This window comes from Paenibacillus sp. FSL R5-0908 (assembly GCF_038006245.1).
Taxonomy (GTDB): Bacteria; Bacillota; Bacilli; order Paenibacillales; family Paenibacillaceae; genus Paenibacillus_AQ; species Paenibacillus_AQ odorifer.
Genome location: NZ_JBBOUV010000001.1, coordinates 1,167,404 through 1,182,051 on the forward strand (window position 1 = coordinate 1,167,404; position 14,648 = coordinate 1,182,051).

At 45.0% G+C, this 14,648-nt stretch carries 13 protein-coding genes; 11 read left to right on the top strand and 2 right to left on the bottom strand.

Going from position 1 to position 14,648, the window contains the following annotated elements:
- Positions 1-14 precede the first annotated feature (14 nt).
- The 8 genes from qoxB to MKZ09_RS05225 all read left to right on the top strand — a co-directional run bounded on the left by qoxB (position 15) and on the right by MKZ09_RS05225 (position 8,779).
- On the top strand, positions 15-1,958 hold the full coding sequence (gene qoxB, locus MKZ09_RS05190) for a cytochrome aa3 quinol oxidase subunit I (protein ID WP_036680823.1): 1,944 nt from the start codon (positions 15-17) through the stop codon (positions 1,956-1,958).
- A complete protein-coding gene (gene qoxC, locus MKZ09_RS05195; protein ID WP_042124373.1) occupies positions 1,955-2,551 on the top strand; it encodes a cytochrome aa3 quinol oxidase subunit III in 597 nt (198 codons plus the stop codon). The genes qoxB and qoxC overlap by 4 nt, the downstream gene beginning before the upstream one ends.
- Positions 2,552-2,555: 4 nt before the next feature.
- Positions 2,556-2,846, top strand: a complete 291-nt coding sequence (qoxD, locus tag MKZ09_RS05200) for a cytochrome aa3 quinol oxidase subunit IV (RefSeq protein WP_036680878.1) — start codon at positions 2,556-2,558, stop codon at positions 2,844-2,846.
- 1,181 nt (positions 2,847-4,027) lie between these two features.
- A complete protein-coding gene (locus MKZ09_RS05205) occupies positions 4,028-4,417 on the top strand; it encodes a GntR family transcriptional regulator (protein WP_036680827.1) in 390 nt (129 codons plus the stop codon).
- On the top strand, positions 4,410-5,312 hold the full coding sequence (locus tag MKZ09_RS05210) for an ABC transporter ATP-binding protein (RefSeq protein WP_076207306.1): 903 nt from the start codon (positions 4,410-4,412) through the stop codon (positions 5,310-5,312). The genes MKZ09_RS05205 and MKZ09_RS05210 overlap by 8 nt, the downstream gene beginning before the upstream one ends.
- A complete protein-coding gene (locus tag MKZ09_RS05215; RefSeq protein WP_143767368.1) occupies positions 5,266-7,308 on the top strand; it encodes a hypothetical protein in 2,043 nt (680 codons plus the stop codon). The genes MKZ09_RS05210 and MKZ09_RS05215 overlap by 47 nt, the downstream gene beginning before the upstream one ends.
- Positions 7,309-7,662: 354 nt before the next feature.
- The gene (locus MKZ09_RS05220; RefSeq protein WP_076207310.1) at positions 7,663-8,223 is read left to right on the top strand and encodes an RNA 2'-phosphotransferase; all 561 of its coding nucleotides are present in this window, start codon (positions 7,663-7,665) and stop codon (positions 8,221-8,223) included.
- 34 nt (positions 8,224-8,257) lie between these two features.
- Positions 8,258-8,779: a mismatch-specific DNA-glycosylase gene (locus tag MKZ09_RS05225; protein ID WP_076207313.1), complete on the top strand. Its 522-nt coding sequence runs from the start codon at positions 8,258-8,260 to the stop codon at positions 8,777-8,779.
- Positions 8,780-9,628: 849 nt separating this feature from the next.
- Here MKZ09_RS05225 and MKZ09_RS05230 read toward each other — a convergent pair.
- Positions 9,629-10,564 carry an MraY family glycosyltransferase gene (locus tag MKZ09_RS05230; RefSeq protein ID WP_076137133.1) on the bottom strand — a complete coding sequence of 312 codons (936 nt, stop codon included), beginning with the start codon at positions 10,562-10,564 and terminating at the stop codon, positions 9,629-9,631.
- A 168-nt stretch (positions 10,565-10,732) separates the two neighbouring features.
- Here MKZ09_RS05230 and MKZ09_RS05235 point away from each other — a divergent pair, with 168 nt between their 5' ends.
- Positions 10,733-11,434, top strand: coding sequence for a YjjG family noncanonical pyrimidine nucleotidase (locus MKZ09_RS05235; protein ID WP_076207315.1), 702 nt, complete (start codon positions 10,733-10,735; stop codon positions 11,432-11,434).
- A 59-nt stretch (positions 11,435-11,493) separates the two neighbouring features.
- Here the strand turns inward: MKZ09_RS05235 and MKZ09_RS05240 are convergent, their stop codons facing one another.
- Positions 11,494-12,471, bottom strand: a complete 978-nt coding sequence (locus MKZ09_RS05240) for a ring-cleaving dioxygenase (RefSeq protein WP_076137136.1) — start codon at positions 12,469-12,471, stop codon at positions 11,494-11,496.
- A 179-nt stretch (positions 12,472-12,650) separates the two neighbouring features.
- On the opposite strand from MKZ09_RS05240, the gene MKZ09_RS05245 reads away from it, so the two are divergent.
- Both MKZ09_RS05245 and MKZ09_RS05250 read left to right on the top strand, forming a co-directional pair.
- Positions 12,651-13,457 carry an AAC(3) family N-acetyltransferase gene (locus MKZ09_RS05245; RefSeq protein WP_052096796.1) on the top strand — a complete coding sequence of 269 codons (807 nt, stop codon included), beginning with the start codon at positions 12,651-12,653 and terminating at the stop codon, positions 13,455-13,457.
- A gap of 99 nt (positions 13,458-13,556) precedes the next feature.
- The gene (locus MKZ09_RS05250; RefSeq protein WP_076207318.1) at positions 13,557-14,489 is read left to right on the top strand and encodes a manganese-dependent inorganic pyrophosphatase; all 933 of its coding nucleotides are present in this window, start codon (positions 13,557-13,559) and stop codon (positions 14,487-14,489) included.
- The last annotated feature ends 159 nt before the right edge of the window (positions 14,490-14,648 follow it).

Here is a 14,648-nt window from a genome sequence, read left to right on the forward strand (position 1 = left end):
AGGAGCGATTCCTAATGGATTGGGATAAATTTAAGGTCCACGGCGAACCCCTGATATACGGAGCTATGGCAAGTATTGTTCTGGCTACAATCGGGATTATCGTCGGCCTGACCTATTTTAAAAAATGGGGATATTTATGGCGCGAATGGTTGACTACTGTTGACCACAAACGTATTGGGATTATGTATATCCTCGCTGCATTGCTTATGCTTTTCCGCGGCGGCGTTGACGCTATTATGATGAAGCTGCAAACAGCAGCCCCGGACATGAAATTTCTTGACGCACAGCATTACAACGAGGTATTTACAACACACGGTTTGATTATGATCCTTTTTATGGCCATGCCGTTTATTATCGGTCTGATGAATGTTATCGTTCCGCTGCAAATCGGCGCTAGAGACGTTGCCTTCCCGCGTCTGAACGCTGTCAGCTTCTGGCTCTTCTTCTTTGGAGCTATGCTGCTTAACATTTCGTTCGTTATCGGGGGATCGCCAGATGCTGGTTGGTCCGCATATTTCCCGCTAGCAAGTCTAGAGTTCAGTCCAACGGTGGGTAATAACTATTACTCGCTCGCACTACAAATTTCAGGTATTGGTACGCTTATCACAGGCGTTAACTTTATTGTAACGATTCTGAAAATGCGTGCACCAGGCATGAAGTTGATGAAAATGCCGATGTTTACTTGGTCCGTATTGATCACCAACGTAATTATCGTATTTGCCTTCCCTGTGCTTACGGTAGCACTTGCGTTGATGATGTTCGACCGGTTGTTCGGCTCTCAATTCTTTACGATGGCCAATGGCGGTATGGATATGTTATGGGCCAACCTGTTCTGGGTATGGGGTCACCCTGAAGTATATATCGTTGTCTTACCGGCATTCGGTATTTATAGTGAAATTATCGCCACCTTCTCTAAAAAGAACCTGTATGGATATACATCCATGGTATTCAGTATGTTGATCATTTCCCTCTTGTCCTTCCTAGTATGGGCTCACCATTTCTATACAATGGGTCAAGGCGCTATGGTTAACAGCTTCTTCTCGATTACAACCATGGCCATTGCCGTACCAACAGGTGTGAAAATATTTAACTGGCTATTCACCTTACGAAAAGGGCGAATAACCTTTACGACACCTATGCTATACACCCTGGCCTTTATTCCGATCTTTACGATTGGTGGGGTAACAGGTGTCATGCTGGCTATGGCCAGTGCCGATTACCAGTACCATAATACGATGTTCCTGGTTGCCCATTTCCACTACGTTCTTATTCCAGGTGCGGTTTTCGCCGTTATCGCAGGGTTCCATTACTGGTTCCCTAAAGTATTCGGTTTCCGTCTGAATGAACGTCTTGGCAAGCATGCCTTCTGGTGGATTATCATTTCCTTTAACGTATCGTTCTTCCCGCTGTTTATTCTCGGACTTAAGGGCATGACCCGCCGACAATACACCTATTCTGCGGATACCGGATTTGGCCCGCTGAGTATGGTCTCATTCGTAGGTGCGATTGGTCTCGCTATTGGATTTGTAATCCTGGTTTATAACATTTACTGGAGTACTCGTTACGAACCAAGAGATACTGATGGAGATCCGTGGGATGCACGTACTTTGGAATGGGCAACGAAAAGCCCGATTCCAGCTTACAACTTCGCAGTGGTTCCAAATGTAAAAACACGCGATGCTTACTGGTCTGCTAAGCAAGATAAAGTGCCGCTTTTTGAAGATAAGATTACTAAGATTCATATGCCTAGCAACACAGGAAAACCATTTATTCTGGGTGTTATCTTCTTCATCGCAGGGTTCTCTCTGGTCTTCAGTCTTTGGATTCCAGCGATCCTCTCTGGAGTAGGTATCCTCATTGTTCTAGCTGCTATGTCCTTTGATCGGGATCACGGATTCTACATCCCAGCAGAAGAAGTTATTGCTACTGAAAAGAAATTGCGGGGTGAGACAGTATGAAAATAGATGCGTCTAAGCCGCTTGAATACTCAACAGAAGAGAATAGTAATAAAATCTTTGGCTTCTGGGTTTTTCTAGGAGCGGAGATTGCACTGTTCGCTACATTGTTCACTGTTTACTTTGTAATGGTAGACCGTTTTGCCAGCGGCCCTAGCGGGCCGGATCTTTTCGAAATTGGTCCAGTGATGATCGAAACATTGCTGCTGCTGACAAGTTCGTTCACGATTGGTCTTGCAGTTCATGCCATGCGGCATGGTTACCAAAAAGCCATGATGGTCTTTTTCGGACTAACCCTTCTAATGGGTCTCGGCTTCCTTGGTATTGAAATCACGGAGTTTGTCACTTATGTTCACGAAGGGGCTACACTTCAAACCAGTGGTTTCCTATCCAGTCTCTTTGTACTGCTGGGAACACACGGAGCTCACGTATCGTTCGGGTTCCTGTGGGGTGCGGCTATTCTAATCCAGTTGAAGCGTCAAGGTATTAATCCGGCTACGGCCAATAAATCCTTTATCTTCTCGCTGTACTGGCATTTCTTGGACGTTGTCTGGATCTTTATTTTCAGCTTCGTCTATCTGAAAGGACTGATGTAGCATGATGAAGCAATTGTTTCCAATTCGCCATGTGATGGGTTTCTTAGCCTCTCTTGTCCTTTCTGTGGCTGCACTTGCTGTAATCTACCTTGATCTATCCAACACTGCGAACATGGCGATCCTGCTTGTTACAGCCCTCATTCAGGCTTCCTTGCAGCTCTTCCTGTTCATGCATATTGGTGAATCAGCAGATACCAAGAAAGAACTTTACATCAATATCGCCTATGCCTTATTCGTTGGTTTAGTTACGATATTCGGTACGCTCTTCATCTTCGTATGGGGCTGGTATGCTTAATTACAGTCACTAATACTCAAAGGGACGTCTCCAAAGCCAAAATGGCTTAGGGACGTCTCTTTTTTTTGCGTTTATTTAGGAGGTTCGGTGTAGCGGATGCTCGGAAATAAGCGCCTTTCTAGGCAATAGCTGCACTGGAGTCCGAAACTTCGCTCAAAAGGCGGAAAATGTGGGAATAGCGTCATCTGGGTCCGAATGCCCCGGGAGACAAAGGCGACTCGGCGCTGTCGGACTCAGATGACCTTAAAAGCGGGAATCAGCGTCATTTGAGTCCGAAAGCCCCGGGAGACAAAGGTGGCTCGGCGCGATCGGACTCAGATGACCTTAAAAGCGGGAATCAGCGTCATTTGAGTCCGAATGCCCCGGGAGACAAAGGTGGCTCGGTGCGATCGGACTCAGATGACCTTATAAGCGGGAAACAGCGTCATTTGGAGTAGTAACGGACCTCAAAGTCGCTATTGGTGTGAAAAACGCCCAAAATGAGCACCTTTCTAGGCGATAGTTGCACTGGAGTCCGAAACTTCGCTCAAAAGGCGGAAAATGTGCGAATAGCGTCATCTGGGTCCGAAATCCACGGGGGATGAGGTTGGCTCGGTGCGATCGGACTCAGATGACCTTAAAAGCAGGAATCAGCATCATTTGGAGTTGTAACGGACCTCAAAGTCGCTATTGGTGTGAAAAACGCACAAAATGAGCACCTTTCTAGGCGATAGTTGCACTGGAGTCCGAAACTTCGCTCAAAAGGCGGAAAATGTGCGAATAGCATCATCTGGGTCCGAAATCCACGGGGGATGAGGTTGGCTCGGCGCTGTCGGACTCAGATGACCTTAAAAGCAGGAATCAGCGTCATTTGGAGTAGTAACGGACCTCAAAGCCACTATTGGTGTGAAAAACGCCGGAAATGAGCGCCTTTCTAGGCGATAGTTGCACTGGAGTCCGAAACTTCGCTCAAAAGGCGGGAAATGTGCGAATAGCGTCATCTGGGTCCGAAATCCCCGTGAGACAAACGTGGCTCGGTGCGATCGTACGTAATCTTGATTAATAACAAGGGATAGATAGATCCCCAAAGGATAATCTTGGGGGTTTTTTGTTGACATATAAATCAAACTGTATTAATAATAGTAGTACAGTTAATACACACCAAAATGGATTTAATGCAAGATAGTGGAAGGAGGAGGGTTATGTTTGAACTGGACGTTCGTAGTCGGAAGCCGATTTATGAGCAGCTGACCGATAAGGTCAAGGAGATGATTCTGCATGGTATTTTGCAGACGGATGAACAACTACCTTCTGTAAGGACGTTATCCCAGCAGCTAACCGTGAATCCCAATACGATTCAGAAGGCTTATCGTGAATTGGAACGTGAGGGGTATATCTACTCACTACAGGGGAAAGGAAGTTTTGTAGCCCCGATGAAAAAAGAACAAAATGCGATTAAAAAAGCGGAAGTCCGGAATGAGTTGCTGAGGCTGATGGCGGAGGCGGTATACCTTGGGTTCACCGCAGCTGAGATTAGTTCTTTGTACCAACAAGTGGAGAAGCAAAGAGAAGGAGGGAAGAGTGATGATTGAGATTCGAGGAGTCAGCAAGTTATTTCAAGGCGAGAAGGCAGTCGACGATATCTCTTTAACGGTACATAAAGGAACAATTTATGGGCTGCTTGGCTCTAATGGCGCGGGCAAAACTACGCTGCTCAAAACATTGGCGGGCATCTACTCTCCAGATAAGGGGACCGTACAGGTGGATGGTGAAGCAGTATTCGAACACCCGACAACTAAGCAACGGGTTATTTTTATGCCGGATGCTCCTTACTTTTTCCCACAATCCACCATGCTGCAAATGGCGGCCTTCTATCGCTCGATTTATCCGAGCTGGAATCAGAAGCGTTTTGAAGATTTGGGAACCGTATTTCAGCTCGATAAAAAGCGCAAGCTCAGTCGTTTCTCCAAAGGGATGCAGCGGCAAGCGTCATTCTGGTTATGTTTAAGCTGTATGCCGGATGTGCTGATTATGGATGAACCGATTGACGGATTAGATCCAGTGATGCGGCGTCAAATCAAAAACCTGCTATTTCAGGAGGTTGCTGAACGCAAGTTGACGGTAATCATTTCTTCCCATAACCTTCGTGAGATTGAAGATCTGTGCGATCATGTCGGGATTATGCATGGTGGGAAGATGTTGATTGAGAAGGATCTGGATGATCTTAAGGCGGATACACATAAGATTCAAGTGGCGTTTCGGGATGAACGGCATGAGATTCCGTTAGCTGCCAAGTTACAAGTTCTGCATCAAGAGCGCCGGGGAAGTGTGAACCTATATATTGTAAAAGGGGATCGTGAACGGATCAAAGCGGCTTTTCAGGTGTACGAGCCATACGTATTCGATTTGCTTCCATTAACGTTAGAAGAGATCTTTATTTATGAAATGGGGGATGTCGGATATGACGCGCAGCCATTACTACTTTAATAGCAGTGTTTTTCGCCAGAACTTCCGCCAGCATGGCTGGATAGGGATTATATATGCACTCGGCTTATTATTCGCTCTTCCATTACAGCTCTTCATGAGCAACAATCCGGATGCAAAACCGCAGGAAATTGATCATTTATTTCGCATAGCTGGTAGTGTGCAAGCCTTGTTTATCATTACAATCCCAGTTGCCGCAGGACTATTCTTATTCCGATACCTTCAGGCAAAATCACCCGCAGATCTTTGGCATAGCCTGCCTTTACGCAGAGATCATTTATTTACAGTTCATCTGACGAGTGGACTTACCTTACTGTTGCTGCCTGTTTGGTTAACTGCTGGGGTGGTTGCCGTTGTTAAGCCATGGAGTGGGAATTTTTATATTTTTCAAGGTGCAGATATTTGGCAATGGTGTATCACAGTTAGTATTCTGACTTTGTTCCTCTTCTGTTTTAGTGTTTTTGTGGGAATATGTACGGGCCAATCTATTCTTCAGGGAATTATCATTTATATTTTGCTTATTCTTCCTGTTGTACTGATCTCATTAATCAATAGCCATTTAGTCATGTATCTTTATGGATATGCAAATGCAAATGTAAACTTCAGTGATTCTAGTTTGCAAGTCTGGTCTCCGTTTGTTCATATCGTGTATTATTTTACCGGCAAACCCTTCACCAATACAGAATTATGGATTTATGGGGTATTGGCACTTCTATTTATTGGATTATCTTACCTTTTATATCGAAAACGTAATACGGAAAAAGCGGGTCAGGCTATTGCTTTTGGATATTTCAATCCACTGTTTAAAGCAGGGGTTATGTTATGTACTATGCTTATTTCCGGAAATTATTTTGCACAAATGAAGCAACAGCAAATGGGCTGGGTGATTAGTGGATATGCCATCGGAGCCATTATTGGTTATGTTGCCGCAGAAATGATTATTCGGAAAACATGGCAGATTATGACGCGTAAAATGGTAGCTGAGTTTGCAGTTTATGCGGTAATGATAGGGTTACTTCTGTATATCCCGGTATCAAGTGTTACGGGGTATGAAGCAAGAGTGCCTTCCGGTGATAAGATTAGCGGTGTATATATGGGAGCTAACTACCGGTTGTATACCCCAACGGATGATTTGTACACTACACCCTTCATGGGGCAGAACCCTTTTTCCGATGATAAAGATTATATAGAAGCTGTCCATAAACTTCATCAAACAGTAGTTGCAGTACGTCCAGAACTTACCTCACAACAATACGTTTATGAATATTTTACTCTGGCTTATCAATTGGAGAACGGCGACAAGCTAGTGAGGGAATACTGGATCCCTAATAAGGGGTTTGAATCAGAGCTCAAGGCGGTTAAGGATACTGAAGCTTACAAGTATGAAAAGTATGATTTAGCTCTCTTAGACAAAGATCTGGATTTTATGTGGGTTACTAACAGGAATAAAAAAGTAGCCATCTCTGATCCCGGGGAAATTTCAGAGCTAAAGGAGATTATCAAACGCGAAATTTCGAATATGTCCTACGAAGTACAGATAGATAAGGACGGAAAACCTGATGTGGCTAATATCCAAGTGGAGGTGAAGGCAAAAGAGAACAGTAATCAAGTTTCTACAGATTATGGTTATTATTATCCGTGGAAGTCATCTTTTCATGAGTTAGAGAAATGGATGAATGAAAAAGGTTATGCCGATAAAATACGAATAACAGCTGAAGATATCCAATCGGCAGAGATTATAAAAGATGATTATATGGACGAGCAAACACCTAAGAACCCTACTAGTCCTGAACAAAGAGTAGTGCTTGCACGTGAAAAGAATCGTACGGCTGTTACGAAGGATAAGACATTATTAACAGATATTTTGGACCATCATTTCCATTATGGTGTTGAGAATGGTAACTACATTGTGAAGTTGATGTACAAAGAGGGTTATAGCGATTTCGTAATGTTAAAAGAATCAGATATGACGCCCGAATTGAAAGTATTGCTGAAATGAGTTAAGAAGTAAGTAAAAGATTACAGATAAAAGATTACAGATAAAAGACTACTGGTTGACATAAACTGGATAGTTGGATTATGCTTTTGGAGATAGGATAAGGATGAAATGGACCTTTCAGGTCAGCCTCTGAACCAGTATATTCGTTTCCGTTAAAATAACATCGCTGTATTAACTGGTAAGGAGTTCTGTATTTAGGTGAAGCCCGACCATGGACGATAGAGTCCATGGTCTTTTTTTGCATATTAAGAGGTAATACATGGATGTGTGATTGCTGTAATGCCTCTGGAGTCTGCTTCGGCAGATCCTTTACTGTAGAATAATATAAATAGGAAAAATTGAGGTGGAAATATAATGTTAAGCAATACAGCGGAAGTGTCGTTAAGTAAATTTATGACTAAGCTGCTTCGGCATACCCCGGAGCAATATGGTCTTATTTTGGATCCAGAGGATGGTTCCTGTAGGTTGGATGATTTGCTGTCTGTTATTGTAAGCACTCCTAGATGGTCAGAGGTGACTGTGGGAGATATTCGGCAAGTGGTCGCAGGTTGCGACAAGCAACGATTGGAAATCGTTGATGACCGGATCAAAGCCCGGTACGGGCATAGCCATACAAAAATCACTTATGAGCCGGGGACTCCGCCTGCTGTACTTTTTCACGGAACTCATGCTGGTGTGCTTACTGTGATTTTGGAAGAGGGGCTTCAATCGATGGGACGGCAGTATGTTCATTTGTCTGAAGGGACTCATTTTGCCAGTTTAGCCGGAAGTCGCAGAGGGAAATTGATATTGTTAACTGTTGATACGATTAGAGCGGGTCAAATGGGTGTAACCTTTTATAATGCGGGTAATAAGGTATGGTTGGCAGTTCATATACCGCCTTCTTGTCTTAAGGTGTATACACCTGTAAGTTGAACTAGATCGACGTTTGGTTAGGAGGCATAATAACATGGATGAAATTCCAGATCACTTAGATCACGGATTACAGATTGTATTTATTGGGTTCAATCCTAGTATCCGTTCTGGCGAGGTAGGACATCATTACGCCAATCCGCGGAATAATTTTTGGAGAATATTACATCAGTCTGGACTTACTCCCCGGTTGTATGATGCGTCTGAGGATGGGAACTTGCTTAAGCTGGGCTATGGGTTTACAAATATTGTTGCCCGTCCCACACGGGGAATCGACGATATTACTCGTGAAGAATACCAGGAGGGTCGGGAATTGCTTCGCTCCAAGCTGGAGAAATATCGGCCTCAAGTCGCCTGTTTTGTAGGTAAGGGTGTGTATACAGAGTTTAGTCGCAGAACAAAAGCTAACTGGGGATTTCAAGGGGACGTGCCTCCGAAGGTAGATGGTGTCCGTGAATTTGTTGCACCCTCTTCAAGTGGATTAGTTAGAATGCCGAAGGAAGAGATCGTTGGAATTTATCGAAGATTAGCCGAGTTTACGCAAGAGAACGATGGGTGATTGATGTATTCGGAGTTAGGGTGCTAAAGGACACAGGAGTCGCTAAAAGTAACAAATCACTCTAATTTGTGCGCTATCGGACACCAATGCAGCTATTGGGTGGAAATTGACTGAATATGAGACCATTTTGGGTAGATAGCGTCTCTGGAGTCCGAAAACACCACTAAATGGCCGCAAATCCACGAATAACGGCGCCTGAGTCCGCAAGGGTAAAAGCTGGGAAGTTGGCGCAGATTACGGTGTAGATCCGTAGACCCCATAGACCCCGTAGATCCCGCAGATCCCGCAGATCCCGCAGATCCCGCAGATCCCGCAGATCCCGCAGATCCCGCAGATCCCGCAGATCCCGCAGATCCCGTAGATCCCGTAGATCACCGTAGATCGCAACTGTTCCAACCAGCAGCAGAGTGTAGGTTAGAAAGACTGAGCAGTAACGCTGTAAATGGTGCTAAAGGACACAGGAGTCGCTAAAAGTAACAAATCACTGTAGTTTGCGTGCTATCGGACACCAATGCAGCTATTGGGTGGAAATTGACTGGAAATGCGTCTGGTTTGGTGAGATAGCGTCTTTGGAGTCCGAAAACACCACTAAATGGCCGCAAATCCACGAATAACGGCGCCTGAGTCCGTAAGGATAAAGGTTGGAGAGTTCGCTGTGGAACTCTGTGGATCTCTGCGGATCCCGTAGACCCCGCAAGCTCTGGCAAACTATCGCATCTTAGCTATCTCTCGCTACTCTAGAATACCCTCCAACACAAAAAGAGCAAGATTCCATATCGGAATCTTGCTCTTTTTATAACTTTAAAGGGCAGTCTCAGTATATGAGACGTGCCCTTAGTCCCTAAAGCATTAGGTCTCAATCAGCAGCAGAATGATAGAGGATAAGGATAGGCAAACACTAATCAGGCAAAGCACGGCAACGACCTGCTTCTGGTTCAGGCCTGCCCGAAGCAGGCGGTAATGAGCCTGGGTGGCATCGGCTTGATAAATGGACTTGCCTTGGATGAAACGTTTGACTACGACAAAAATGTTGTCGAAGATCGGTACGCCCAGCGCCAGAATCGGAATGAACAGCGACAGGACGGTGGCTTGCTTGAACGCGCCGTCGAGTGCAATTACCGCTAGGATGAAGCCGAGAAAGGTTGCCCCGGCGTCGCCCATAAAGATTTTGGCGGGCGGTTTATTGTAGCGCAGATAAGCAAGCGTAACGCCAATCAGTGAAATAGCCATAATGGCAGATGAGGATTGCCCCTTTGCCAGTGCTACAACAAATAACGTAATCGCCGAAATGGCCGTCAAGGCACCAGCCAGACCGTCCATGCCATCCGAGAAATTAATAACTGTGGTTACACCGAAGATCCAGATAATCGTCAGCAGAAACGATAGAATGACAGGCAAAACGATATAATCGCCTGAGAATGGATTGTAGAATCCGGTAAAGGCGTTGCCAGAAGCATAAACCAGGATCGCTGCGCTAACTTGTACAATTAACTTGGGCAGGGCTGGGAAATCTTTGCCCTTCGTTTTGTACCAATCATCCACCGTGCCTATGGTCAGCAACAGTACGCCACCTACAAATAATGCGACAGTCTCCATGGAGAAATCACGCGCGAACACCAGATAAGTAATAAAAAAACCGAGAAATATGGCGTAGCTGGCCGTTAGCGGAATGGGCTCTCTATGAATTTTACGCTCAACGTCCTGCCGAGGCTTGTCCACAAAATCAAGCCGAAAAGCAAGCTTGCCGAGCGGCGGAATTAGAAAGTAGACGATAAGAAATGACATTAGAAATGATAAAACGTATAAAATGACGCTCACCACCGTTTTCTTTTTAAAATACCACAGATCGATTAAATCTACCTTAAAAAAGTAAAATTTTGTCGTGAGGGGTGTGAAGTTGACTTGCCAGCAACGCTGTAGTACCTTGTTGAGAAAAGCCTTTGGGGGATATTTATGAAATACGATGTTATTTTATTTGATGCCGACGATACGTTGTTTGATTATGGAATGGCAGAAAGTCACGCGTTGTCTAATGCCTTTCTACACTTTGGGATGCCCACAGGTGCAGCAGATTATGCTGCCAGTTATCAAGAGATTAACCACGCATTGTGGAGGGATTTAGAACAAGGAAGGATTTCATCTGCGGCGCTGCGGGTAGAGCGGTTTAACCGGTTGTTTGCTGCACATGCGCTTGAGCTTGATCCTGAAACATTCAGTGAGGCCTATCTACGTTTCTTAGGCGAAGGAACCTTTCTGATGCAGGGAGCGATCGAGCTATGCGGAGAGCTTGCAGATTGCCGCTTGGCGATTATCACGAATGGAATCAAGGATGTGCAAACTTCCAGAATCCAAGGCTCGCTGCTAAGTGATACATTTGAGCAGATCATTATCTCAGAGGAGGCAGGGTGTCAGAAGCCAGAGACAGGGATTTTTGATTACTCTTTTGCCAAATTGGGGATTGAAGATAAGGAAAAAGTATTGATTGTGGGTGACTCCTTAACCTCTGATATTCAAGGCGGAATTAATTATGGAATTGATACCTGCTGGTTTAACCCGCTCGGTAAGATTAATGAGTCCAGCGTTCAGCCAAAATACGAAATCCGAAACCTGTCGGAGCTAATAGATATTGTAGGGAAAGCTACTAACCTTCAATAAAAAAATAAGGTGTGAGCGCATAAGCGCCTCACACCTTTTATTTAGTAACTGAAAGAGGTTTATTGCCGAGTATCCAGCGGCTTCAGATACGCCTCGATTTGCTGGCGTTTCGATTCCAGAAATGGCGGCAGCGCAAGCGATTCACCTAAACTTTCCATAGGCTCATCTGTAGCAAAGCCTGGTCCGTCTGTTGCTAACTCAAAAAGGATGCCGTTAGGCTCGCGGAAATAGAGGGAACGGAAGTAGAAGCGGTCGACAAAACCGGAATTAGGAAGCTGCGCCTGGCGGATGTGTTCAATCCATTGCTTCAATTCGTCTTCATTATCAACGCGGAATGCGATGTGATGTACCCCGCCACGTCCCAAATGCTCTTGCTCCAGATCATTGCGTTCCTCCAGATGAACCTCAGCACCTGAACCGCCTTCACCAGTCTGGAATACGAGCACATCTGGCTGACCGGCAACTGTTGAAGAGTAGGTTCCTATACGGCGGAAGCCAAGCAGCTGCTCTAGCACTACCGCAGTATGTTCTGCGCTTTCTACTGTGAGATGTGCGGGTCCTAAGCCTATAATGCCATATTGGGCAGGTACTGGGCTTTTAGCCCAAGGAGTACCGCCGGCAACACCGGTATCATTTTCGTCGGATACGAGAATGAAACGTTGGCTCTCGTGATCGCGGAAGGATAAAGTCTGGCGTCCACCAAGTACCTGTATCGTCCCATGCTCCACGTTAAGCTCGGTGAAGCGTTGCTCCCAGTAGGTAAGTGCGGCATCGCTTGGCACTCGAAGGGAGAGCGCGGAGATGCTGTTATTTCCCTCACGGTTGCGGCCTGCCATCGGAAGCTCGAAAAAGGTTAATTCGGTTCCGGGATTACCCTTCTCATCTCCATAGAATAAATGGTACACTGAAATATCATCCTGATTTACTGTTTTTTTAATGAGACGCAGTCCAAGTACCTCTGTATAGAACTTAAAGTTCTCTTGTGCTTTGCCTGTAATAGCTGAGACATGGTGAAGTCCTTTTAACGTTAAACTCATGATAGTTACCTCCGTGTAAATGCTTTGGGTTTGTGGATTATTTTAATTTATTGTTAATATATCGATAGAATTTCAAGTGAATATTATTAAGTTACTATAATTTTAATAGTAATAAGTAACTTTTGCAAGTGGATATTAATGTTTCATGAAATTTAATTCATACATAAGGAGAGAGTATAGTGCACACAACAACAAGCTTGATGAAACAATTACAGGAGTTAGAGATTGATCCGCGGGGGACCATTCTAGTTCATTCCTCTTTAAAAAGTGTTGGCGAAGTAGAAGGAGGCGCGAACACGGTGCTGGATGCACTCAGTGAATATATGAAGGACGGGCTGCTTGTTTTGCCAACGCATACATGGGCTTATATTAATGCGGATAATCCACGCTTCTCTGTTCAAGATTCCCCATCTTGTGTTGGGATATTACCGGAGCTGTTCAGAAAACGTCCGGGCGTTGTTCGCTCTTGGCATCCGACTCATTCTGTAGCGGCTTTGGGTGTTGATGCTGAGGCGTTTACTGCAGGGGATGAACGTTGGGATACGCCATGCGCCCGTGGTTCAGTGTGGGGCAAGCTGCTTGATCGGAAGGCGGAAATAGTACTGCTGGGCGTCGATCTGCGGCGGAATACGTTCATTCACGGTATTGAAGAGTGGGTGGATATTCCGGGCAGAATGACGGATAGTCATGAGGAATTATATACGGTGACGCCGGGTGGCGATGAAATCATGGTGCCTTCTCGCAGACATTGTGGTCTCTCTTGGTCGGAGCATTTTTGGAAAGTGGAACGCGAGCTTGAGGAAGGCGGTGCCATGCGTAAGGGGAATTTCGGGGATGCGCTAGTTAGAGTGTGTGGAACAGTAGAAACGACGGATATTTTAAGCCTGATGCTAAAAGAGAATCCTGATCTTTTTTCCGATAATGAACCGCTGCATGGTGAGTCCAAACCAGATCCGCTTCCAAAGACCAGACGTGAACAACCGTAGGTGGGAGAGGCTAAACCATTTTTTCAGCACGCACAATCTGGAAGCCGCTATCAATGTATGGTATATTAATCTCACTAAAACATAGTAAGGAGATTGGAAATGGAAAAAACATTGGTCTTTGGACACAAAAATCCGGATACGGATACTATTTGTTCTGCAATTGCTTATGCAGCACTCAAAAAAGAATTAGGCTGGGATGCTGAGCCAGTTCGTCTGGGAGACGTTAGTGGTGAAACGCAATTTGCGCTTGATCATTTCGGAGTAGAGGCTCCTCGTCTGGTAGAGAACGTAGCTGGAGAAGCTAATCAGGTTATTCTTGTTGACCATAATGAACGCCAACAAAGTGCGAATGACATTGATCAAGTGCGTGTAGTTGAAGTTATCGACCATCACCGGATCGCTAATTTTGAGACTGCACATCCGTTATACTACCGTGCTGAGCCAGTAGGCTGTACTGCTACTATTCTTAACAAAATGTATAAAGAAAACGGTGTAGCTATCCCTAAAAACATCGCCGGATTGATGTTGTCTGCAATCATTTCTGATTCCTTGCTGTTTAAATCTCCAACCTGCACCGCTGAAGATGTAGCTGCAGCACGTGAATTGGCTGAAATCGCTGGTGTAAATGCAGAAAGCTACGGTCTCGATATGCTGAAGGCTGGTGCTGATCTTAGCGACAAGAGTATCGCTCAACTGATCTCCTTGGATGCTAAGGAATTCAAAATGGGTGAATACAAAGTAGAAATCGCCCAAGTGAACGCGGTTGACGTTAATGATGTACTCTCCAAGCAGGCTGAACTGGAAACTGCACTGACTTCCATTATTGCTGAAAAAGAATTGGATCTGTTCCTGTTCGTAGTTACAGATATTCTAAACAACGATTCGGTGGGGCTGGCTCTGGGCCGTGTTGCAGGTGCAGTAGAACAGGCGTACAACGTGAAGCTTGATGACAATAAAGCCCTTCTTAAAGGTGTAGTATCCCGTAAATCGCAAATCGTACCGGTACTTACAGAGACGATTGCTAAACTGTAAAGCATTTTGACAGTTGTCTATGAGAGTAGATTGGATAAAAAGAGCTCATGCCCCATCAGTAGTTAAGATGGTGACATGAGTTCTTTTTGTTTTACGGCGTATTCTGCTACAATATTTTGGGAGGGGATCCAACTGATTCTCTTCCAAATTGCATGAACT